This window comes from Exiguobacterium sp. N5 (assembly GCF_025842465.1).
Taxonomy (GTDB): domain Bacteria; phylum Bacillota; class Bacilli; order Exiguobacteriales; family Exiguobacteriaceae; genus Exiguobacterium; species Exiguobacterium profundum.
Map to the genome: position 1 here is coordinate 1 of NZ_JAPAEP010000007.1, position 23,593 is coordinate 23,593.

A 23,593-nucleotide genomic window follows, 5' to 3' on the forward strand; every position below is an offset into this window, starting at 1 on the left:
AACGCAGAAGACGATCAAGCATATGCTTGATCGTCTTTTTTCATATTTTGATAGTTTAGGAGGAATGACAGATGGCTCCTGCTCGGGAAAATCCATTTACATTTTTAGAGGTTCTAGAACAGCATGTTCGTGAACACCGCGTCTCTTTCCACGTACCAGGTCATCATAATGGTACAGTGGTTGATGATCGCTTACCTGATGCATTCGCAAAAGTCATGCCTTACGATTTGACTGAGCTAGCACATTTAGACGATTTGCACGATGCCTCGGGAATCATTGAGCAAGCAGAATGTGCATTGGGTAAGTTGTATGAGAGTAAAAGTAAATGGCTTGTCAACGGATCGACTGTGGGAAATTGGAGTATGCTCGCGGCAACAGTGAAACGTGGTGAACGGGTATATGTTCAACGGAACTCACATAAATCGATTTGGAACGCGATCGAGTGGTTAGGATTAAAGCCAGTGTTACTAACGCCTACCATTGAACGCGGCACAGGTATCCCGACGGTCGTAACATTAGATACGATTAAACAGGCCATTCAAGAATTTCCTGGAGGGAGAGCCGTCATGTTGACGTCTCCAACCTATTACGGGGATATGGCAGACATTCGAACGATTTCAGACTATTTGACACTATTAGACATTCCATTGCTTGTCGATGAAGCACACGGCGCTCATTTAATTCATCCACAGTTGCCACGTCGCTCTGCAATCTTCGAAGGAGCGAGCGCAGTCGTACAGTCCGCGCATAAAACATTGCCTGCCTTAACCATGGGGGCTTGGGTTCACTATAATGATAATATCGATGAAGCGCGTTTGAAGCATGCATTAGCCTCTTTCCAGACCTCGAGTCCGTCTTATCTCATCATGGCTTCATTGGATTATGCTCGTTCTTATCTAGAACGTTTAACGGATGAGGAATGGTCTGCTATCCAAAAAAGCCATGCACAATTTGTTCTTGAATTAAAACGAGCTGGTTTTGTTATAAAAGTCGGAGATGACTTTACGAAGGTGACGATTCTGACTTATCCAAAGAATGGATTGATCTTTAGTCAGCATCTCGCCTCAATCGGCATAGACATCGAGTTGGCGGCAGTCGATCATGTGTTATTCTGCTTGCCATTAAGGGAAATAGAGAAACAGGAAATCGAGCATTGGATCAAATTAATAAAAAAAGCATCTACCCATGTGCCGATCATTGAAGACGATGAAACGATTTTCCCATTTCCACAAACCGAGCGCGTGTCTGAACTATATACGTCTGTAACAGCTCTTCCAATGCAGCGAGTTTTTTTCGACCAAGCAATTGGATTGATTTCAGCAGAGACGGTGATTCCATACCCACCAGGTATTCCATGGATTCTAAAAGGAGAGCGTATTACAGAAGAAAAAATCCGTGTGCTCCGGGAATGGATTTCTTTAGGGAGGAAGCTTCAAGCTAGTAAGCATGTTATGATAGAGCAAATTGACGTTATTGTAGAGGAGTTTTAAAACGTGAACGGAATGTTTATAACGGTTGAAGGACCTGATGGATCAGGAAAGTCCACACAGCTTCAATTATTAGTAGAAAACTTAAAGCAAAAAGGATATGACATTGTCGTGACCCGAGAACCCGGAGGAACAACGGTCGGGAATCAGATTCGCGAAGTGTTATTATCGCCGGATCATCATGAGATGACCCCACGCGTGGAGATGATGCTCTATGCCGCGTCACGGGCACAGAACGTGGAACAAGTGATTCGTCCAGCGTTAGAGCGGGGCGCGATTGTCCTCTGCGACCGGTTCATCGATGCATCCATTGCTTATCAAGGATATGGATTGCAGTATGACCTTGATCAGATTCGCTCATTAAATGAATGGGCAACGAATGGTCTCACACCCGATCTAACCTTTTTATTTGATTTAAACCCGGAACGGGCAAGTGCACGTATGAAAGATCGGGGACAGCTTGATCGAATTGAGAGTCGTGATCAAGCATTCCATGAGCGTGTCTATGCAGGATTCCAAACGTTACTGAAACAGTATCCAGAACGAATCGTTCGGATTGATGCTGATCAATCGATTGAATGCATTCAAGATGAGGTACTTGATTATACAATTGAACGACTACAACAAGGAGGCGTACAAATATGATGAAAATGGTAATTGCAATCGTACATGATAAGGATAGCGCACGTTTGTCCGACGCACTCGTCGAGCAAGATTTCCGCGCGACAAAATTAGCCACGACGGGTGGATTTTTAAAAGAAGGTAATACAACGTTTATGATGGGGATTCCACAAGAGCGTCTTGATGATTTGATGGACGTGATTCAATCGAACTGCTCGAGCCGCGACCAAATGATCACGCCGATTTCACCGATGGGAGGACATGCGGATTCGTATATTCCTTACCCAGTCGAAGTACAAGTCGGAGGGGCGACGGTATTCGTCTTGCCGATCGAAGGATTCCATCAGTTTTAATGGGAGTTGGGCATATGCGTTTTCAAGAATTGAGCGAGTCGCAAACTGTCGTTTCTCGCATCATTCAAAATTCAATCGTTTCGAATAAAGTGGGGCATGCGTATATCTTCTCAGGAGATTATGAGCCTTATTTGATTGATACAGCCACATTGTTCGCCAAAGCCTTATTTTGTGAATCACCAGATGGTGCAGAGCCTTGTGGAGTGTGTCGAAACTGTCGGCGTATGGATTCTAAAAACATTGTCGACTACATCGAAGTGGAGCCGGACGGTGCGAGTATAAAAAAAGAACAGATTCAGCAATTGCTCAGTGATTTATCACTACGAGGTGCTGAAGGTGATCGCCAAGTGTACGTCATTCATCAAGCGCACAAGATGACGACTCAAGCGGCAAACAGTCTACTGAAATTCTTTGAAGAACCGGGAGTAGGAAAGCTTGCTATTTTAGTGACGACACAACCACAGTTGCTTCTTCCGACGATTCGTTCGCGCGCGCAACAACTTGCTTTTCGTCCAATCGACCGAGCCCAATTGGCGCAAACGATGTCAGAAGAACTGTCCTGTACGTATGATTTGGCATACCTTGCCTTGACCGTTTATCCGAAATGGGATGACGCGAAAGAAGCGCTTGAGCAGGAGTGGTTTGTACAGGCGTATGGGCTAGTGGTACAATTAATTGAAGTATTGACGAAACGACCTCAAGAGTTGCTCTTGTTCGCACAAGAAAAATGGTTAGGGCATTTCAAAGGACGGAATGAGTTGCGAGTCGGTCTTGAATTATTCGAACATTGGCTAGAGGAGGCACTTCATTTAAAAGTGCGAGATATGTATGCTCCGAAGCTATTTAAGAATGAGGCCGCCTTGTACAACGCATTTATCCAAAATCGATCTGTCACGAAGCTTACACATGCGATTGAAAGTGTACATGCGGCCATTTGGCGACTTGAGGCAAACGTCAATCCTCAATTAACGTTCGAACGACTTTCGTTCGATTTGCAGAAAGGATAGAAGCGCGTGCTTGAAGTAGTTGGAGTCCGTTTTAAAGAAGCGGGAAAAATCTATTACTTTTCACCAGGCGATGCAACGCTTAAACGTGGGGACCATGTCATCGTTGAAACGGTACGTGGCATTGAGTATGGGGAAATCGTCCAAGTCAACAAGCAGCTCGGCGAAGACGAAGTCGTCCTGCCGTTGAAGACAATCCTTCGTGTCGCGGACCAAAAGGATGCGGATATCGTACGCGATAATCGACTGGCAGCCGTTGATGCTCACGCCGTCTGTGAAGAAAAAATTCGAGAACATCAATTAGAAATGAAGCTAGTTGATGTTGAGTATACATTTGATCGCAATAAAGTGATCTTTTATTTTACTGCCGAGGGTCGCGTCGACTTTCGAGAATTGGTAAAAGACTTAGCTAGTGTGTTTCGGACACGAATCGAGCTCCGACAAATCGGTGTTCGTGATGAAGCGAAACTCCTTAGCGGGATTGGGCCATGTGGTCGGGTTCTTTGCTGCTCGTCATTTCTTGGGGAATTCGAACCGGTCTCGATCAAAATGGCCAAAGACCAGAATCTCTCGTTGAATCCGAATAAGATCTCTGGAGTATGTGGTCGTCTGATGTGCTGTTTGAAATATGAGAATGACACATATGAAGAACTGAAACGTGATTTACCAGACGTCGGCAAGCGAATCAAAATTCCAGAAGGTGATGGTCGGGTAATCGGTCTTAACATTTTGGACCAACTCATTCAAGTCGAGCTCCACGATCGGACGCGTGTCGTCACGTATACGATTGATGAACTCGTTGAAGTGGGTGCGATTAAACGAAAACCGTCAAAACAGTGATGGGGTGCTGAGCAGTGGAAAGAATGGACAAAAAAGAAGTGATGATGCGGGTGGATGCGATCGAGCAACAGATGCAGCTCCTCACCGAACATTTAGGCGTGTTAAAAGAGCAGCTCGCTTATTTGCTTGAAGAGAACCAGCATATGTATCTAGAGAATCATCACTTACGCGAAAAAGTCGAACAATTGGCAGAAGTTGATACGACAAATGGTGATTCACAAATCGCTTTGTCTGGGAAAGGGCAGAACAATTTGGCTGCGCTGTATCAAGAAGGATTCCACATTTGTAACCTCCATTACGGACAGGTACGAAAAGATGGGGACTGTCTCTTCTGTTTGTCGATGCTCAATAAACATTAATACGGGGCGATAGATAGGGGTTCCCTATCCGTCGCCTTTCTTTTATAGAAGGAGGAAACGATGGTAACGGTTAAGGATGGAGAACGCCTTGATGATTTGCTCGGACGTCCAGGTAAAATCATTCAAAGTGATGATGTGTTCTCATTTTCATTAGATGCGGTACTGCTTGCAGAGTTTGTATGGGTGCCTATCCAAAAAGGACAACTGGTCGATTTGTGTGCTGGCACCGGGGCAATCCCGCTCTTTTTGTCATATCGTACAAAAGGAACGATAACAGGTGTGGAGATTCAATCGAAACTGGTCGACATGGCGAATCGAAGCATGGCGGTCAATCGTCTTGAAGAGCGAATTCGAGTGGTGGAGGGCGATGTGAAAACGGCAGCGACGCAGCTCGGGCATGCACGATATGACGTAGTCACTTGTAACCCGCCCTACTTTTTAGCGAACGAGACGTCACTCCGAAATCAAAATGAGCATCATACGATTGCGCGCCATGAAGTGCTGTGCACGCTGGAAGATTGCATCAGGACGGCCAGTCAACTCGTCAAACCGGGAGGGAAAGTGGCGTTCGTACATCGGCCAGAACGTTTACTTGATATCCTGACGTTGATGCGTGCGTATCGAATTGAACCAAAACGAATGCAACTCGTTTACCCGAAAGCGGGACGCGAGGCGAATACCTTATTAATCGAGGGATCGAAAGATGGAAAAGCAGGTCTTAAAATTTTACCGCCATTTGTTGTCTATGAAGAAGACGATACGTATACAGAAGCGATGCGAGCTATTCTCGATGCCTAAACATTATACGTACATCTTGGAATGCGGTGATGGAACGTACTACACGGGCTATACGACAGACGTGGAAAAGCGACTCCTTGCACATAATGCCGGGAAAGGTGCGAAATATACGAAAGCTCGTCTCCCTGTACGACTTCGGTACGTACAATCGTTTGAGACGAAGCGGGAGGCCATGCGATACGAATGGTCCATCAAGCAATTGACCCGAGCACAAAAAGAGAAGTTGATGGAGGGGACGACCAATGAATTCACAGAAGAGCTATCAAACTGAACAACCGACGTTGTATGTCGTGCCGACCCCAATTGGAAACTTGGAGGATATGACGTATCGCGCGGTACGAACCCTTCAGGAAGTAGACTTAATCGCAGCGGAAGACACACGACAAACGATGAAGCTTTGCCGACACTTTGACATTGCGACAAAATTGATTAGCTATCATGAACACAATAAAGAAGTGAGTGGTCCAAGACTGATTGACGATCTGTTGTCCGGGAAATCGATTGCCGTTGTCTCAGATGCAGGTATGCCTGGAATTTCAGACCCGGGAAGCGATCTCGTGCGATTAGCCATTGAGGCAAACATCCCGGTTGTCGTCTTACCCGGTGCGAATGCAGCACTCACGGCACTCGTCGCATCCGGTCTTGCAACTGAACGTTTTCTCTATTACGGTTTCTTGCCGCGTAAGAAGAAGGATCGGGTTGAGGTTCTCGAATCGATTCAATACGAACCGGGCACCGTCATTTTTTATGAGGCTCCTCATCGTTTGAAAGAGATGTTGACAGCGATTCGACAAGTGTTCGGGAATCGACAAATCGTATTAGGTCGTGAACTGACAAAAACGTTTGAAGAGTTTTTGAGAGGAACTGTGGATGAGGCGTTGACATGGTGTGAGGGTGAAGTGCGTGGTGAGTTTGTCGTCTTGGTGAGTGGAGCGACAGAGGCGGCACCTACGACAACATGGTGGGAAACACTATCTGCATACGAGCACGTGGTTCACTATATCGAAGAAGGGCTGAAACCAAACGCGGCAATCAAACAGACTGCGAAAGACCGCGGCGAGTCTCGGAATGATGTATACGATACGTATCATCAATTGCATAAAAAAGAGTAAGCAAGGAAATCCTTGCTTACTCTTCGCTGTAGTAATTTTCGAGCATGTTCTTCAACTCAACGAGAACACGTTGTGCACCTTCTGGTGACAAGATGAGTTTGCCGTCTGCCAATTTGAAGTTATCATCTGATACTTCGCCTGTAACTTGGCAAGTCATGTTTGGCTTATATTTTTTCAAAACGATTTGATCGTTGTCGACGTAAATCTCGAGAGCATCTTTCTCTGCGATACCGAGTGTACGACGCAATTCGATTGGAATAACGACACGACCAAGCTCATCAACCTTACGTACAATACCTGTAGATTTCATTTTGTGTTTCCTCCTCCAATGATGTCGAAATCTCGTGGTGACATGAATCGTCAAAATTCGACAATGTGACTACAGCAAAAAGCATACTAAACTTTCCAATTGTAGTCAACTGCTTACTATCTGGAAAAGTAAATTTTCGAAATTTGTCGAATCAAGAGCGATATATACCTAAATTTCCCCGTAAGTTTGAACTTGAAACAAAGAAAGGGTATTTTTGGAACATTTATGACGAAGAAAACGCAAAAAAATTCCAAACAATTAGGTTTGGAAATTCTTTTGTCGAACCGTGTATAATGGAAATTGCATATGTCGAAAGGATGGAGAATAAATCATGGCGAAGCCGACTTTTTATATTACAACCCCAATTTATTATCCGAGTGCAAAACTGCACATCGGTCACGCATATACCACGGTAGCAGGTGATGCGATTGCGCGCTACAAACGCTTAAAAGGTTTTGATGTCCGTTATTTGACAGGAACGGATGAGCACGGTCAAAAGATTCAAGAAAAAGCGAAAGAAGCAGGCGTGACGCCACAAGCTTTCGTGGATGAAGTCGTGGAAGAGATCAAGGTCTTATGGGACCGTCTTGAAATCTCGTACGATGACTACATCCGTACGACAGAGGACCGTCATAAGAAAGTGGTCGAGCATGTTTTCGAGACATTACTTAAAAATGGGGACATCTACCTCGGTGAGTACGAAGGATGGTATTCCGTACCGGATGAGACATACTACACTGAATCGCAGCTCGTCGATGGAAAAAGTCCTGACAGTGGACATCCGGTCGAACTCGTTCGTGAGGAGTGCTACTTCTTCCGCCTCAGTAAATACGCGGACCGCTTGATTGAATATTTTGAGTCACATCCTGATTTTATTTTGCCAGAATCTCGTAAAACCGAGATGATCAATAACTTCTTAAAGCCAGGTCTTCAAGATTTGGCTGTATCACGTACGACATTTGACTGGGGCGTACAAGTTCCATCGAACCCGAAGCACGTCGTGTACGTATGGGTCGATGCGCTCACAAACTATATCTCATCACTCGGATACGGCACAGACAACGATGAACTCTTCAACCGTTACTGGCCAGCAGACGTTCATTTGGTAGGGAAAGAAATCGTACGTTTCCATACGATCATTTGGCCAGCCCTCTTAATGGCGCTTGACCTTCCATTACCGAAGCAAGTATTTGCGCACGGATGGTTGCTCATGAAGGATGGGAAGATGTCGAAATCGAAAGGGAACGTCGTGGACCCGATTCCATTGATTGACCGTTACGGCCTCGACTCGGTCCGCTATTACCTTCTCCGTGAAGTTCCATTCGGAGCGGATGGCACGTTCACGCCGGAAGCGTTCGTTGACCGTTTGAACTTTGATTTAGCGAACGACCTCGGAAACTTATTGAATCGCACCATTGCGATGATTAAAAAGTACTTCGACGGAAACATTCCGGCATATAACGGAAATGTCACGGCATTTGATGCAGAATTGTTGAACGTGGTGAAAGAGACGACACGCAAAACAGAAGAAGCCATGGAGCACATGGAGTTTTCGGTCGCACTCACAAACATTTGGCAACTCGTCAGCCGTGCGAATAAATATATCGATGAGACACAACCATGGGTTCTCGTGAAAGAGGAGTCGAAGCGCGAGGAGCTGGCTTCTGTCATGACACATCTTGCGGGCGTACTTCGTCATGTTGCCATCATGATTCAACCATTCATGACGCGCGCTCCAAAAGAGATGTTCCGTCAGCTCGGACTCGAGGGAGAGGACATGTCATGGGAGGCGTTGGATACATTCGCAGACTTTAGTGACGCAGTTGTGACGGACGGGACACCGATTTTCCCACGTCGTGATGTGAAAGAAGAAGTCGATGCAATCCAAGAAATGATGCGTCAGGCGTCTAAAGCACGGATTGAAGAGACGGAGACGGCATCAGTAGAAGAAGCTGACGAAGACATTCGTCCTGAAATCACGATTGATGTCTTCGACCAAGTCGAATTCCGTGTCGGTCAAATCGTCGAAGCCGATAAGATTAAAAAAGCGAAGAAACTGTTGAAACTTCAAGTCGACCTTGGGAAAGAGACGCGTCAAATCGTGTCTGGTATCGCTGAATGGTATGCCCCTGAAGATTTGGTTGGCAAGAAAGTCATCGTTGTCGCAAACTTGAAACCAGTCAAGCTCCGTGGAGAACTCTCGCAAGGGATGATTCTAGCGGCAGATCGTGACGGGAAACTAGAGCTCGCGACGGTCTCAGACCAGATGCCGAACGGTGCCATCGTCAAATAATGGAATGGGGGAGACCGCGGTCTCCCTCTCTTTTTCTAAGGAGGAAACAAGATGTTAATTGATACACATACGCACATTAATGCGGAACAGTTCAGTGAAGACGTGGAGGAGACGATTGAGCGAGCGAGAGAAGCGGGCGTTTCTCCGCTACTCGTCGTCGGATTTGATACACCGACTATCGATCGAGCCATTGAACTGGCAGAAACGCATGAAGATATTTATGCCATTGTCGGATGGCATCCTGTCGATGCGATTGACTGTACGGATGCGGATTTAGCACGAATCGAAACACTCATGAGTCATCCGAAAGTCATGGCACTCGGTGAAATTGGTCTCGATTATCATTGGGACAAATCACCGAAAGACGTGCAACAGCACCTCTTCCGTCAACAGATCGCCATTGCCAAGCGAACGAATATGCCAATTGTCATTCATAACCGAGAAGCAACGGCAGATGTCCTTGATATTTTAGAAGAAGAGCATGCTGAAGAAGTCGGTGGTGTGTTCCATAGTTACAGCATGTCCGTCGAACTTTTGCCTCGGTGCTTAGACTTGAACTTCTATATTTCGTTAGGAGGACCGGTCACGTTCAAAAATGCGAAAGTTCCGAAGGCGGTGGCGCAAGAAGTGCCACTGGATCGTCTGCTTGTCGAGACGGACTGTCCGTACTTGACGCCAACACCGTTCCGTGGAAAACGAAATGAACCAGCGTACGTCAAATATGTAGCCGAAGAAATCGCCACTCTTCGCGATATGCCTTACGATGAACTCGCTGCTGCTACGACAGTCAACGCGAAGAAGTTGTTCCGACTCCCATGATCAAGCGTGTATTAGCGAGTATCGGTATTATTGCGACGGCTTCTGTGGCGTACGTGATGTTACAACCTGAATCGATTCGAATCGTCGATGACGGTTTGGTGATCGAGCATGAGACACGAGCCGACTCGGTTCTCGAGGTGCTCGAAGAGTTAAATATCACACTAGATGAATCAGATTATGTCACACCGGCGCTCAGTGAAGATGTACCAGACGACCGTCTAATCCGGATTGAGCGTTCACACGAGGTCTCACTTCAGATTGGCTACGGTCAAACGGAGACGGTGCAGACGCGCGAGCGGACTGTAGAGGATGTCTTACTGCGATACGGAGTCACGGTACGAGACGGAGATACGGTGTATCCATCAGTCCGTACACCGGTGACGAATGGGATGACGATTCGATATCAACCGGTCGTGGCCGTGAATCTCATTGTCGGTCAAGAGGCGTTGACGATTTATACAATGGCTACGGATGTGGAGCAACTCTTAATGGAAGAGAACATCGATGTGACGGAAAGTGATACGGTCATGCCGGCTCCTTCCACACCGATCCGAGAAGGGTTGACGATTACGGTCAATACGAATCGTGATGTCGTTCAATATGAGAGTGAGTTGATTCCGTTTGAAGTGGTTGAGGAAGAGGATGACACGCTCGAAGAAGGTGTGAAGCAAATGGTGCAGGTTGGGGTTCCTGGACTTGAACGGACAAGGTATGCACTTACTGTGGAAAATGGTACAATTACAAATCGTACGAAAACCGGTGTCGAGACGTTGCGTAAAACGATGCCGCAGATTATCAAAGTGGGAACGAAGAAAGTCACGGAACCGGTAACCGACCCTGAGTCGACGACCGCGGATGAATCGAGCCCATTCATTCCAGAAGCTGAAGTCGAGATTGCCGAACCGCCGAAAACAGATGACGTACTTGATTTTTCATCCGCAAAACAATTGCTTGTGGAAGCGACCGCTTATACGAACAATCCGGAAGACACGGTGACGTATGACGGACGCGTGCTGACAAGAAGCGGATATGATGTGACCGACACGATTTTGTACGAAGGCATGCGCATCATCGCCGTCGACCCTGCCATCATTCCACTCGGGACCCGCGTGTATGTCGAGGGAATCGGTATGGCGATTGCCTTGGATACAGGAAGTGCGATCAAAGGGCAAAAAATCGATATCATGATGGATGAAAAGGAAGAGGCCGTGACGTTCGGTCGCAAACCGCTCACCATCTGGGTGATTCCGAAGCAGGAAGAAGAGAAAGAAGGATCAGACAATGCGTGAGAAAATACAAGAAATTATCGTCGTAGAAGGGCGTGACGACACGGCACGACTTCAAGAAGTGTTCGACGTCGATACGATTGAAACGAACGGATCTGCCGTATCCGATCAGACGATTGAACGAATCCGTCGTGCCCAGGAGAAGCGCGGGGTCATCATTTTGACGGACCCAGATTATCCGGGAGACCGTATTCGGGCGATTGTCGAGGAACGCGTCAAAGGATGTAAGCACGCACATTTGCCTCGGGCCGAGGCGAAGGACAAGCGTGGGAAAATCGGTGTGGAACATGCGAGTCCGGAGTCACTTCGCCGTGTCTTAGGAGCAGTGTTTGAACCGCGTGTCGAAACGGACCAACCAATCGTCACACGGAAAATGGTGTTGGAGGCGGATTTAATCGGTGGAGCAGCGGCCGCGACGCGTCGGAAGCGACTCGGGGTGTTGCTTCGAATCGGTGAGCCGAATGCCAAACAATTTGTAAAACGGGTCGAGGCGCTCGGCGTCACGATCGAAGAGTGGGAGCAGGCACTTGCTCAATTAGAGGAGGAACAGGGTTGAAAGACATTGCAACAATCCAACGAACGAAAGCGATTTTAGAGCGACATGGGTTTTCATTCAAAAAATCGCTCGGTCAAAACTTTTTAATCGATTTGAACATCTTGAGTAAAATTGTCGGAGCAGCAGAACTGAGTGAAGTGAGTGGTGTCCTTGAAATCGGTCCCGGAATCGGCTCATTGACCGAACAATCGGCCAAGCGTGCCAAAAAGGTCGTTGCGCTTGAAATCGACCAACGTCTTTTGCCGATTTTAGATGATACGATGTCGCCTTATCCGCATGTGAAAGTCATCCATGGGGATGCATTGGAACTGGACTTACGGGAGATCGTGGAGCAAGAATTTTTAAACGAAGGTATTGAAGATATTTCGGTGGTCGCCAACTTACCTTACTATGTCACGACACCGATCATTATGCGATTGCTTGAGAGCGGTGTTAAGTTCCGTTCGCTCGTCATGATGATTCAAAAAGAAGTGGCAGAACGGATTGGAGCAAAACCTGGCACGAAAGCATACGGCTCGCTATCGATTGCGATTCAGTATTATGCGGAGGCGGAAGTCAGTTTCATCGTCCCGAAAAACGTGTTCATCCCAGCACCGAACGTCGATTCGGCCGTCATTACACTACGAATGCGTAAAGAGCCGGCCGTACAAGTGAAAGATGAGACATTTTTCTTTGATGTGGCTCGTGCGAGCTTCGCTCAGCGTCGTAAAACCATCCTGAACAATTTGACAAACTATATCGGGAAAGAACATAAGGTCGAACTCGAACGTTCGCTTCACGAGGCTGGAATCGATCCGAAACGTCGCGGAGAGACGTTAAGTCTAGAAGAATTCGCACGTTTGTCTGACACAATTTTACCACTTAAAAATAGTTGACGACCTGAAAACGAGTCGTTATAATATTAATCTTTATTTTCATATTCAATTATGCTATACTTGTAACAGTGAGGTGAAGCGTATGCCAAAGACGTTACAAGAAATCAGACAAAAACTCGAATCGCATGTTGGTGAACGATTGACGTTGAAAGCAAACGGCGGTCGTAAGAAAGTTGTTACTCGGTTTGGAACGCTCGTTGAGACATATCCCGCGGTGTTCGTTGTGAAATTGGATGAAGACCTGCATAATGTGGAACGTGTCTCGTATAGCTACGCTGATGTCCTAACGGATACAGTTAAAATTGAATTCGGCAATTGATTTATAAATGAGGGGCGGATGCATTGGCAGCTGCTTCTTTTTTTGTGCGCCCGTTTACGGTACAATGGCGAACAGGAGACAAATGGGAAGGGTGAACGTGATGCGCACGATCAGTGTGAAAGCGCCGGCAAAAATTAATTTGACACTTGATGTCCTCGGAAAGCGTCCGGACGGCTATCATGAAGTAGAAATGGTAATGACGACAGTCGACTTAGCAGATCGCTTGGAGTTGACAGTTTTAGAGTCGGATGAGATTCGGATTCAATCAGAACACGCCTATGTGCCGAATGATCATCGAAATTTGGCGTATCGAGCAGCAGCATTGTTGCGCGAGCGTTTTAACATTCAGCAAGGGGTCGAGATTGTGCTCGATAAACAGATTCCCGTGGCAGCTGGCCTTGCAGGTGGCTCGAGTGATGCGGCGGCAACGCTCCGTGGGATGAACGAACTGTTTTCATTGAACTTGTCATTAGAGGAGCTAGCAGAGCTCGGTGCCGAGATCGGATCGGACGTGTCGTTTTGTGTCATCGGTGGCACAGCCATTGCAAGAGGTCGTGGTGAACAGTTAGAAATGATTCCGTCCCCGCCACCGTGCTATGTCGTTCTCGGTAAACCGAAAATTGGGGTATCGACGGCAGATGTGTATCGGGCAGTGCGTATGGAAGAGGTATATCATCCTGATACCGATGCCATGGTGGAGGCGATTCGTCAAAAAGATTTTCATGGAATCTGTGAACACCTTGGGAACTCACTTGAGAGTGTGACACTCAAGCTGCACCCGGAAGTGAAACAGATCAAAGAAACGATGCGTCATTGCGGAGCGGAAGGTGTTCTCATGAGTGGAAGCGGACCGACCGTGTTTGCGCTGATTGAACACGAGCAAAAAGCGCATCGAATCTATAATGGATTGAAAGGATTTTGCCCAGAAGTGTTCGTCGTTCGGATTCTCGGCAAAAGACATTGAACAAAAACGAATGAAAGTGATATATTCTCAATAGAACATTCGTTTATTATTGAAGATGTGAAGGAGAATCCGTATGAAAATTCGTAGAAGTGGTCGTCTCGTCGATATGACCCGTTATTTACTTGATCATCCGCATCAGCTTGTCTCGTTGTCGATGTTTTCAAGTCGCTATAAAGCTGCAAAGTCGTCGATTAGTGAAGACCTTGTCATTGTCAGTGAAATGTTGTCCCATGATGGGATTGGAAAACTGGTGACTGTCCCTGGTGCAGCCGGTGGTGTCATGTTCATCCCGGGATGGAGTAAGGAAAAGTCGCTGGAGATGATTGACACGCTCTGTGAGCAACTATCAAAACCGGAGCGTCTCTTACCAGGAGGCTATCTCTACCTCACGGATGTACTAGGTAATCCAAGTCAGGTGAAACCGATGGGGCAGGTCTTTGCGTCCGTCTTCGCTGACCGTAAAGTCGATGTGGTCATGACGATTGCGACGAAAGGGATTCCACTTGCTTATGCGGTCGCTGAGCAGTTAGGTGTTCCGTTTGTCATCGTTCGTTCGGATAGCCGTGTCACAGAAGGCTCGACCGTCAGTATCAATTATGTATCGGGTTCATCGAAAGCGATCCGTACGATGGCGCTCGCACGTCGCAGTCTGCCACGTGGTGCGAATGTGCTCCTAATTGACGACTTTATGAAGGCCGGCGGAACGATTCGTGGGATGATGAGTCTCTTGAATGAATTCGAGGCTAACCTTGCGGGCGTCGGTGTCTTGATGGAGGCCGAAGGAGCCGAGAAGAAGATGGTGAGTGAATACGTCAGCTTGATGAAGTTAACGAATGTCGATCCTGATGAAGGGCTTGTCACCATTTCGCGGGGGAATGTGGAACAATTCTTAAAGTGATTGGCAAAATTTTGATTTCGTTTTATGATTAGAGGGTATAGAGTTATCAATATGAAGTCATGACGTTCGTTTGAAACCAACTGAACCTTACAGAAGATCACACCATGGCGTAGACAACGATGAAAAAGGGGATGCGAAACATGCAGATCACAGACGTAAAAATTCGCAAAGTCGCGACAGAAGGCAGAATGAAAGCGTTGGCCTCAATCACACTTGACCATGAATTCGTTGTACATGACCTTCGAATCATCGAAGGAAGTAGCGGTCTATTTGTCGCCATGCCGAGCAAACGGACACCAGAAGGGATTTTTCGGGATATTGCGCATCCGATTAACGGGGAAATGCGACAAAAGGTCGAAGCGGCTGTATTGGAAACCTATTCCAATATGGATGTGGAAATCCTTGACCCACAACATGTGTCATACGGTACACATGAATAACAGAAAACAGCGGTTAGGTTGCCTACCGCTGTTTTTTTGCGTTTCAATGGTTAAGGAACGGTACAACTATTGAAACGAAGGCATGGTTTCGATATAGTAGAAACGGTGTAAATAGGATTTAGTTGCAGAAAAGCCGAACTATACAGACCAATCACAGCTGTTGTGAGATAGGAGCGAATCAAGCATGGAGCGTTTTGCAGTCATTTTGGCAGCAGGAAAAGGGACGCGAATGAAGTCGAAGTTATATAAAGTACTTCATCCGGTTCTAGGGAAACCAATGGTCGAGCATGTTGTCGATCAGTTAGACCAAATCGGTGTCAGTCGTCAAATCGTAATCGTTGGCCATGGGGCGGAAGCGGTACAAGACACGCTCGGCACACGGGTAGAGTATGCGGTCCAGGAAGAACAGCTTGGAACAGGGCACGCTGTTCAGATGGCTGAAGCAGAGCTTGCGGGTAAATCAGGGGCGACGCTTGTCGTCTGTGGAGATACACCGTTACTCACGGCCGAAACGTTAGAAGCCCTTCTCGCGCATCACGAAGCGCAACAAGCAAAAGTCACGGTGTTGACTGCGATTGCTGACGATGCGACCGGATATGGTCGAGTCGTTCGTGGTGAAGATGGGAACGTGACGAAAGTCGTGGAACATAAAGATGCTTCAGAGGCAGAACTCGCCATCAATGAAATCAACACTGGGACGTACGTATTTGATAATGAATTGTTGTTTGATGCACTCAAACAAGTCGGGAACAACAATGCACAGGGTGAATATTACTTACCTGACGTCATTTCAATCGCAAAAGAAGCGGGCGAAGTGGTTGCGGCGCATACAGCACCGACGTTTGATGAGACAATTGGGGTCAATGACCGCGTCGCCTTGTCGCAAGCAGAGACCATCATGCGTAAACGGACAAATGAACGTCTCATGCGTGAAGGGGTTACCTTCATGGACCCGGCATCGACATACATTTCACCAGACGTGGTCATCGGATCGGATACGGTCATTTATCCGGGAACGGTCATTCTTGGCAAGACGACGATTGGCTCAGAATGTGTCATCGGACCAAACTCGGACATCCGCAACAGTGTGATTGAAGATCATGCTGTCGTACGCCAGTCTGTCGTGACAGATAGCCGAATCGGTGAGGCGGCTCAAGTCGGACCGTTCGCTCACTTACGTCAACAAGCTGTCCTCGGTGCGAACACGCGCGTCGGCAACTTTGTAGAGATTAAAAAATCGACGTTCGGCGACGGTGCGAAAGCGTCACACTTGAGCTATATCGGGGATGCGTCAATCGGTGAGCGCGTCAACTTAGGTTGTGGCTCGATCACAGTGAACTATGACGGCAAGAACAAGTTCGAGACAGTCGTGGAAGACGATGCGTTCGTTGGCTGTAACGTCAACTTGATTGCCCCTGTAAAAGTCGGGAAAGGCGCGATTGTCGCTGCTGGATCGACGATTACGAGTGATGTACCAGAAGAGGCGCTAGCGATTGCACGCGAACGCCAAACGAATAAAGAAGGCTACACAAAACGATAACTTGCTGCCAATCATTATGGAAAACGATGGAGGAGAATCCTAAACATGTCTACTGTATACGAACGAGAAATTCGTCTATTTAGCTTAAACTCGAACCGCCCGCTTGCTGAAGAAATCGCGAAGGAAATTGGTGTCCCGCTCAGCGATTGCCAAGTCAAACGTTTCAGCGATGGTGAACTCTATATCAACATCGAGGAAAGTGTTCGTGGAGATGATGTGTATGTCATCCAATCAACAAGCTCACCTGTAAACGAAACGCTCATGGAATTGCTCGTCATGATCGATGCACTCAAACGTGCTTCTGTCCGTACGATCAACATCGTGATGCCGTATTACGGGTATGCACGTCAAGACCGTAAAGCACGCTCGCGTGAACCGATCACAGCGAAACTTGTCGCTGACCTTCTTACAGTAGCGGGTGCGACACGCGTCATCACGATGGATTTGCATGCAGCGCAAATTCAAGGATTCTTCAATATTCCGGTTGACCAATTACTTGGTGTACCGCTCATCTCGACTTACTTTGAAACAGAAGAGTTTCAAGCGAAAGATATCGTGGTCGTTTCTCCAGACCACGGTGGCGTGACACGTGCACGTAAATTGGCAGAACGTTTGAAAGCGCCGATTGCCATCATTGACAAGCGTCGTCCGAAAGCGAACGTCGCCGAAGTCATGAACATCGTCGGTAGCGTCGAAGGGAAAACGGCGATTTTGATTGACGACATCATCGACACAGCTGGAACGATCACACTTGCGGCAGATGCTATCGTCGAAGCTGGTGCGAAAGAAGTGTATGCGTCTTGTACACACCCAGTTCTTTCTGGTCCAGCGATGGAGCGGATCGACAATTCATCAATCAAAGAGTTGGTCGTCTTAAATACCATCGATTTGACGGGTCGCCCTTGCTCGAGCAAGATCAAGCAAATGTCGGTCGCCCATTTGCTTGGGGAAGCGATTATGCGCGTACACGAGCATAAATCGGTCAGTACCCTATTCGATTAAAAAACGAGGCCCGGAGGCATTCGCCTTTGGGCTTTTTTGTTCAGGAGGAAATGATATGAAATGCATCGTCGGTCTTGGGAATCCCGGGAAAAAGTTTGAGATGACGCGACACAATGTCGGGTTTTTAGCGATTGACCGTCTCGCCGAAAAGCATGGCATCTCGCTGAATGAAGCGAAGTTTAATGCCCTTATGGGAACGGGAAGAATCAATGGTGAACGCGTAGTACTCGTCAAACCACTCACGTATATGAACTTGTCGGGTGAAGCCGTCCGCCCCATTTTAGATTATTATAAGATTGAGATTGATGATTTATTAGTCATTTATGACGATTTGGATATGGTGCCCGGCAAGCTTCGTTTCCGTCCGAAAGGGAGCGCGGGTGGTCATAATGGGATCAAATCTCTCATTCAACACTTAGGAACGGCTGAATTCAAACGATTAAAGCTCGGAATCGGTCGTCCCCCGCACCCGATTAAAGTCGTCGACTGGGTGTTGATGAACTATCGCAAAGACGAGTTGCCGGAATTAAATGAAACACTCGACAACGCCGTAACCGCAGCCACTGATTTTGTGGACACAGATTGGCTGGCGCTGATGAATCGATACAACTAAAGGGTCATTGCACCCTTTTTTGTCGTATGAGTTGGAGGAAAACAAATGAATGCTTTAGAGAGATTTATGGTGGCGCTCCCTGAAACGAATGTGATTCGAGAGCGACTCCAAAAAGTAGACCGTCAATTGGTGACGGGGTTGACGACAAGCGCGAAAGCCCTCGTCTTGGCGGGACTCGTGAAATCGTCATCGAGACGTCTCGTTGTCGTGACGCATAACATGTATCAAGCCCAAAAGATGTTCGATCAACTTGAATCACTCATCGGTCCGGACAAAACGCTCTTATATCCAATCGATGAGACGCTAGCAGGTGAACTGTCACTGACGTCTAGTCCGGAACTGCTAGCTGCCCGAATCGATGCCCGTACTCGTCTCCTCGACCAAACAGGAGGCGTTGTTGTCGTGCCGCTTGGTGGATTACGACGCTATGTACCGAGTCCGGAAGCGTGGCAAGATAGTCGCGTTATGTTGAAGCCGGGAAGTGACCTCGATTTAGCGGATTTCGCGAAACAATTGACGGGCATGGGCTACGAACGAACGGCAACGGTGACCACACCTGGTGAATTTTCCGTACGAGGGAGTATTCTAGACGTTTATCCTCTTACGGAAGCGCGCCCATATCGAATCGATTTGTTCGACACCGAGATTGACTCCATTTTCACGTTTGACGCGGAAACGCAACGCTCGCTTGGTGTAGTGGGGGAAGTGTGCATTACTCCTGCGACCGAGTTCATCGCAACGGAGAATCAGCTGAAGCAGGCGGGCGGTGCGCTTCGGAAACAGTACGACCGAACCGTCGAATTGATTGGAAGTGAAGTCATCCGTCAAGCCCTTGAAGAAGGAGTCGTGACAGACATCGAGCGGCTTGAGCGTGGAGACCTCCCGGAGAAAGTTGGGAAGTATTCGCCATTGCTCTATACGTCCACGCTCCTTGACTACGTTGGGAAAGACGCCGTCCTCATTTTAGATGAGGTGGCACGAATCGATGACGCTGCCGACGTACAGGACCGCGAAGAGGCGGAATGGTTCTCTTCACTCATTGAAAAAGGAGAAGCCGTCAGTAATTACACGCTCGCCGTCCCGATGCATAAAGTCTTCCGCGACTTGAAGCAAGTCGCGTTCTCCTTGCTTCCGTCTCGTCGTTCGGGTATTCCGGAGAGCGATACGGTCCATTTGAGCTGTCGTCCGCTACCGGCGTTCCATGGTCAGATGCATCTATTGAAACAGGAAGTCGAGCGATGGCAGCAAGGTGATCAACGAATCGTCGTACTTGCGGGAGATAAGTCGCGTGCAGATAAGATTGAAGCGCTTCTTTCCGACTATGGAATCGCCTCGACCTTCACCAATGTCGATGGAGAGTTAGAACCGAGACGTGTCTCGGTCATCATCGGTCAAATCGAAGGGGGATTCGAACTGTCGACGAGCCGTCTCGTTGTCATATCGGAAGAAGAGTTGTTCAAGCGTGTGACGAAACGAAAACGTCAGACGAAGAATTTGACGAATGCCGAACGAATCAAGAGTTACCAAGAGCTGAAGCCGAATGATTATGTCGTCCATGTACACCACGGAATCGGGAAATACCTTGGTATTAAAACAATCGAGGTCGGTGGGATCCATCAGGATTACCTGCACCTCGTCTATGCAGGGGATGACGCCCTCTACGTGCCGGTCGACCAAATCGATCTCGTCCAAAAATATGTCGGGGCCGAAGGCAAAGAGCCGAAGATTTATAAACTCGGCGGCACCGAGTGGAAGAAAGTAAAATCGAAAGTTGCCAAATCGGTTGAAGATATTGCCGATGAGCTCATTAAATTGTACGCAGCACGAGAGGCCTCGGTCGGTTTCGCGTTCCCGCCGGACGATGAAGAGATGGGTCAGTTCGAATCTTCTTTCCCGTACGCCGAGACAGAAGATCAGGTGCGTTCAATCGCAGAAATCAAGGCGGATATGGAACGCTCCCGTCCGATGGATCGCCTTTTATGTGGAGATGTCGGATACGGGAAGACGGAAGTGGCGATTCGGGCTGCGTTCAAAGCCGTGCTCGCCGGTAAACAAGTGGCATTTCTTGTTCCGACGACCGTCCTCGCCCAACAGCATTATGAAACGATGCTCGAGCGGTTCAGCGAATTCCCGATCAACGTATCGGTCATGAGTCGTTTCCGTTCGAAGAGCGAGATGACCGCGACGAAGAAAGGGTTGAAAGAAGGTACCATCGACATCGTCGTCGGGACACACCGCGTGTTGTCAAAAGACGTGACGTTCGCCAACCTCGGTCTCGTGATCATCGATGAAGAACAACGCTTCGGCGTCAAACATAAAGAGCGTCTGAAGCAGCTGAAGACGAACATCGACGTCCTCACGTTGACGGCGACTCCGATTCCACGGACATTGCATATGTCGATGATCGGAATCCGTGATTTGTCCGTATTAGAGACACCGCCAGAGAATCGTTATCCTGTCCAAACATACGTCATGGAATATGACGGCATCGTCTTGCGTGAAGCGCTCGAACGTGAACTCGCTCGCGGAGGACAGGCGTTCTTCCTCTATAACCGCGTCGAAGGAATCGAACGAAAAGCGGAAGAGATTCGGGCCTTATTGCCCGATGCACGAATTGCAACGGCACATGGACGCATGACGGAAAGTGAGCTCGAGAGTCAGTTGATCAGCTTCCTAGAGGGCGAGGCGGATATTTTAGTCTCGACGACAATCATCGAGACAGGAATCGACATTCCAAACGTCAACACCCTCATCGTCCACGATGCGGACAAGATGGGGCTGTCCCAGCTCTACCAACTCCGAGGTCGTGTCGGACGTTCGAATCGAATCGCCTATGCGTACTTCACGTATCGGAAAGACAAGCGCTTGACGGAAGTGGCAGAAAGTCGTCTTCAGGCCATCAAAGAGTTCACGGAGCTCGGCAGTGGATTTAAGATTGCGATGCGTGACTTGTCGATTCGCGGAGCCGGGAACTTACTCGGTGCACAACAGTCTGGATTCATCGATTCGGTCGGTTTTGACCTGTACTCACAAATGCTCTCTGAAGCCATTGAAGAACGGAAAGACCGTATGCGTGGACAAGCGAAACAAGTCGTCTTCAAACCGGAGATCACGTTCCAGGCCGATGCGTATATCCCTGATGACTACTTGTCAGATAGCGAATTGAAGATTGAGATGTACAAACGCTTCAAATATGTAGATACGCCGAGCGCGTTGTTCGCCCTTCAAGATGAACTGATTGAACGGTTTGGTGAATTCCCGGAACCGGTCGCGCTGCTCATTCAATTGACACGTCTACGTATTTATGGAGAACTGGCAAAAGTGAGTCGAATCAAGCAGACGCCAGGACGCATCGAGATTGTCTTATCAAAAGAATCGACGGCGGCTCTGGATGTCCCGTCCTTCATGGAATGGTCGATGCCTCTTGGTCGCAAGCTTGGGGTAGGGCAAGAAGACGGCGCCTTGAAACTGTCGCTCAGCGGTCGGATGCCACTAACAGAGCTCTTGAATGATGCCGATACTGTATTAGAAGAACTGATGAAGCGGTTGGTAGGCGATGCGGTCGCCAAGTAAGTTTGCGCAAGGCGTCGTTCTGTTCGCCCTTGCCGGTTACGTATCGAAACTGATCAGCTTCGCCTATCGTGTCCCCTATCAAAACTTGGCGGGGGACTTCGGGCTTTATGCCTATCAAACCGTCTATCCGTTCGCGGCCATCGTGGCGTCACTCGGCATTTATGCGATGCCGGTCGTCATTGCGAAAATCGGCGTCGGTGCGAAAGGGACGAATCGTAAGTTAGAAGTCTTATGGGGAAGCTTTTACGCCTTACTTCTACTCTCGTCCATGCTCGTCATCACGGTATGGCTGTTTGCCCCGACTCTGGCAAGGTGGCTCGGAGATGAGCAGTTAGCTCCTGCGCTACGTGTGATCAGTTTAAGTTATTTACTCATGCCGGCGTCAGCCGTGTTGCGCGGCGCATTTCAATCGAGAGACGACTTACGACCGAGCGCATGGTCGCAAGTGCTCGAGAACTTTGTCCGCGTGACGGTCATGCTGTCCCTCTTATGGGTTGGGGTCCGTCTCGGAAAAGATGCCTATACGCTCAGTCAATATGCGTATGGTGCGACGCTCATCGGTGGGCTTGTGGCGATTGTCTTTTTAGTTTATCGCGCACGAGGAGTGCGAATTGTGAGGGTGCGACGCGTCACGTTTCGGAGTGGGATGAAACTCTTGTTGACGACGGGTTTCGCGGTCGGATTCGCGTCACTCGGGATTTTATGGATGCAATTGGTCGACTCCTTCACCATCGTCAATTTGATGGGCGGAACGTATGAGGCGAAAGTGAGCAAAGGAGTGTTTGATCGAGGGTATCCGCTCGTGCAATTCGCCATCCTGTTCACCACGACCATCGGGATGGCCAATGTGCCGACGCTCGTCCGTCATTATCGGGCAGGTCATCTGCAAAAGACGACGCAGGGACTCCGGTCGATGATTCGTGTGACGACGGCGATTGCTGGTGCAGCGACTATCGGATTGATGGGTGTCATGTTTTTCTTAAATGTGGCCCTGTTTGAAGATGAATCTGGGACACGAGCCCTTGTCTTCTTAGCGACGAGCACGTTCGCTGCCTCTTTGGCGATTGCGAGCATGACATGTTTGCAGGCGATTGACCGAGAGTGGGTCGCGGCACGCAGCATGGTCGTCGCAATGTTAGTGAAAAGTGCGGTAAACGCATGGCTCGTACCGAGTTACGGAATTGAAGGCGCGGCAATCGGAACATCCATTGGATTTTTAGCGATGGCGTTCTATAATTTCCGGGCGCTTGACCGCTCGATTCCGCTCGGGTCATTTCGATCGAAACACTATAAGTCGCTATGGAAAGCCCTCGTACCCATGCTGATCCTCATTGCCGTGTTAAACTGGCTAGGTCAGATGTGGGTCGACTCGCGAATCACTGCGTTCGGTTGGTTAATCGGAATGGTGTGTAGCGGTGCCGTCCTTTATATATGGAGATTATGGAGTACGCGAATGCTGTCACTTGCGGAATGGGAACTGATCCCGTTCGGAAGTCGTCTGCTCGACGTGCTCGAGAAAAAGGAGAACTAA

The 23,593-nt window shown here is 48.2% G+C and carries 24 protein-coding genes; 23 read left to right on the forward strand and 1 reads right to left on the reverse strand.

Annotated features, from left to right (window positions below; genetic code table 11):
• The first annotated feature begins 71 nt into the window (after positions 1-71).
• Genes OKS35_RS14935 through rsmI form a run of 9 tightly spaced genes read left to right on the forward strand, consistent with a single transcriptional unit; the run spans position 72 to position 6,574 of the window.
• On the forward strand, positions 72-1,490 hold the full coding sequence (locus OKS35_RS14935) for an aminotransferase class I/II-fold pyridoxal phosphate-dependent enzyme (protein WP_264093397.1): 1,419 nt from the start codon (positions 72-74) through the stop codon (positions 1,488-1,490).
• Positions 1,491-1,493: 3 nt separating this feature from the next.
• Positions 1,494-2,132, forward strand: coding sequence for a dTMP kinase (tmk, locus tag OKS35_RS14940; protein WP_159563180.1), 639 nt, complete (start codon positions 1,494-1,496; stop codon positions 2,130-2,132).
• Positions 2,132-2,461, forward strand: a complete 330-nt coding sequence (locus OKS35_RS14945) for a cyclic-di-AMP receptor (protein WP_031421800.1) — start codon at positions 2,132-2,134, stop codon at positions 2,459-2,461. The genes tmk and OKS35_RS14945 overlap by 1 nt, the downstream gene beginning before the upstream one ends.
• A gap of 14 nt (positions 2,462-2,475) precedes the next feature.
• Positions 2,476-3,468 (forward strand): DNA polymerase III subunit delta', encoded by a 993-nt coding sequence (locus OKS35_RS14950; protein WP_078145937.1) that lies wholly within the window; start codon positions 2,476-2,478, stop codon positions 3,466-3,468.
• A 6-nt stretch (positions 3,469-3,474) separates the two neighbouring features.
• Positions 3,475-4,305 (forward strand): stage 0 sporulation family protein, encoded by an 831-nt coding sequence (locus OKS35_RS14955; RefSeq protein ID WP_074035285.1) that lies wholly within the window; start codon positions 3,475-3,477, stop codon positions 4,303-4,305.
• A gap of 23 nt (positions 4,306-4,328) precedes the next feature.
• Entirely contained in the window at positions 4,329-4,664 is a 336-nt protein-coding gene (gene yabA / locus OKS35_RS14960; protein ID WP_012727746.1) for a DNA replication initiation control protein YabA, read from the forward strand.
• 60 nt (positions 4,665-4,724) lie between these two features.
• A complete protein-coding gene (locus OKS35_RS14965) occupies positions 4,725-5,462 on the forward strand; it encodes a tRNA1(Val) (adenine(37)-N6)-methyltransferase (RefSeq protein WP_214686170.1) in 738 nt (245 codons plus the stop codon).
• On the forward strand, positions 5,455-5,733 hold the full coding sequence (locus OKS35_RS14970) for a GIY-YIG nuclease family protein (RefSeq protein WP_012727744.1): 279 nt from the start codon (positions 5,455-5,457) through the stop codon (positions 5,731-5,733). The genes OKS35_RS14965 and OKS35_RS14970 overlap by 8 nt, the downstream gene beginning before the upstream one ends.
• The gene (gene rsmI, locus OKS35_RS14975) at positions 5,705-6,574 is read left to right on the forward strand and encodes a 16S rRNA (cytidine(1402)-2'-O)-methyltransferase (protein ID WP_196430274.1); all 870 of its coding nucleotides are present in this window, start codon (positions 5,705-5,707) and stop codon (positions 6,572-6,574) included. The genes OKS35_RS14970 and rsmI overlap by 29 nt, the downstream gene beginning before the upstream one ends.
• A 16-nt stretch (positions 6,575-6,590) precedes the next feature.
• Here rsmI and OKS35_RS14980 read toward each other — a convergent pair whose 3' ends face one another.
• On the reverse strand, positions 6,591-6,884 hold the full coding sequence (locus OKS35_RS14980) for an AbrB/MazE/SpoVT family DNA-binding domain-containing protein (protein WP_012727742.1): 294 nt from the start codon (positions 6,882-6,884) through the stop codon (positions 6,591-6,593).
• Between the two features lie 331 nt (positions 6,885-7,215).
• Between OKS35_RS14980 and metG the strand changes: the two genes are divergently transcribed.
• The 14 genes from metG to OKS35_RS15050 all read left to right on the forward strand — a co-directional run bounded on the left by metG (position 7,216) and on the right by OKS35_RS15050 (position 23,593).
• Positions 7,216-9,177 carry a methionine--tRNA ligase gene (metG, locus tag OKS35_RS14985; protein ID WP_012727741.1) on the forward strand — a complete coding sequence of 654 codons (1,962 nt, stop codon included), beginning with the start codon at positions 7,216-7,218 and terminating at the stop codon, positions 9,175-9,177.
• 51 nt (positions 9,178-9,228) lie between these two features.
• On the forward strand, positions 9,229-9,996 hold the full coding sequence (locus OKS35_RS14990; protein ID WP_264093400.1) for a TatD family hydrolase: 768 nt from the start codon (positions 9,229-9,231) through the stop codon (positions 9,994-9,996).
• Positions 9,993-11,285: a 3D domain-containing protein gene (locus tag OKS35_RS14995; protein WP_264093401.1), complete on the forward strand. Its 1,293-nt coding sequence runs from the start codon at positions 9,993-9,995 to the stop codon at positions 11,283-11,285. The genes OKS35_RS14990 and OKS35_RS14995 overlap by 4 nt, the downstream gene beginning before the upstream one ends.
• A complete protein-coding gene (rnmV, locus tag OKS35_RS15000; RefSeq protein ID WP_074035294.1) occupies positions 11,278-11,838 on the forward strand; it encodes a ribonuclease M5 in 561 nt (186 codons plus the stop codon). The genes OKS35_RS14995 and rnmV overlap by 8 nt, the downstream gene beginning before the upstream one ends.
• On the forward strand, positions 11,835-12,713 hold the full coding sequence (gene rsmA, locus OKS35_RS15005) for a 16S rRNA (adenine(1518)-N(6)/adenine(1519)-N(6))-dimethyltransferase RsmA (protein WP_264093402.1): 879 nt from the start codon (positions 11,835-11,837) through the stop codon (positions 12,711-12,713). The genes rnmV and rsmA overlap by 4 nt, the downstream gene beginning before the upstream one ends.
• A gap of 82 nt (positions 12,714-12,795) precedes the next feature.
• Positions 12,796-13,032, forward strand: coding sequence for a Veg family protein (locus tag OKS35_RS15010; RefSeq protein WP_012727736.1), 237 nt, complete (start codon positions 12,796-12,798; stop codon positions 13,030-13,032).
• A 100-nt stretch (positions 13,033-13,132) separates the two neighbouring features.
• Positions 13,133-13,996: a 4-(cytidine 5'-diphospho)-2-C-methyl-D-erythritol kinase gene (gene ispE, locus OKS35_RS15015; protein WP_264093403.1), complete on the forward strand. Its 864-nt coding sequence runs from the start codon at positions 13,133-13,135 to the stop codon at positions 13,994-13,996.
• Positions 13,997-14,069: 73 nt separating this feature from the next.
• A complete protein-coding gene (gene purR, locus OKS35_RS15020) occupies positions 14,070-14,894 on the forward strand; it encodes a pur operon repressor (RefSeq protein ID WP_012727734.1) in 825 nt (274 codons plus the stop codon).
• Positions 14,895-15,034: 140 nt separating this feature from the next.
• On the forward strand, positions 15,035-15,334 hold the full coding sequence (gene spoVG / locus OKS35_RS15025) for a septation regulator SpoVG (protein WP_012727733.1): 300 nt from the start codon (positions 15,035-15,037) through the stop codon (positions 15,332-15,334).
• A 184-nt stretch (positions 15,335-15,518) separates the two neighbouring features.
• Complete coding sequence (glmU, locus tag OKS35_RS15030) at positions 15,519-16,874, forward strand: bifunctional UDP-N-acetylglucosamine diphosphorylase/glucosamine-1-phosphate N-acetyltransferase GlmU (RefSeq protein WP_264093404.1); 1,356 nt, start codon at positions 15,519-15,521, stop codon at positions 16,872-16,874.
• Positions 16,875-16,919: 45 nt separating this feature from the next.
• Positions 16,920-17,876, forward strand: a complete 957-nt coding sequence (locus OKS35_RS15035; protein WP_012727731.1) for a ribose-phosphate diphosphokinase — start codon at positions 16,920-16,922, stop codon at positions 17,874-17,876.
• A gap of 55 nt (positions 17,877-17,931) precedes the next feature.
• Positions 17,932-18,489: an aminoacyl-tRNA hydrolase gene (pth, locus tag OKS35_RS15040; protein WP_012727730.1), complete on the forward strand. Its 558-nt coding sequence runs from the start codon at positions 17,932-17,934 to the stop codon at positions 18,487-18,489.
• A gap of 45 nt (positions 18,490-18,534) precedes the next feature.
• A complete protein-coding gene (mfd, locus tag OKS35_RS15045) occupies positions 18,535-22,062 on the forward strand; it encodes a transcription-repair coupling factor (RefSeq protein WP_264093407.1) in 3,528 nt (1,175 codons plus the stop codon).
• Positions 22,046-23,593 (forward strand): polysaccharide biosynthesis protein, encoded by a 1,548-nt coding sequence (locus OKS35_RS15050; protein WP_264093408.1) that lies wholly within the window; start codon positions 22,046-22,048, stop codon positions 23,591-23,593. Before mfd ends, OKS35_RS15050 begins: the two co-directional genes overlap by 17 nt.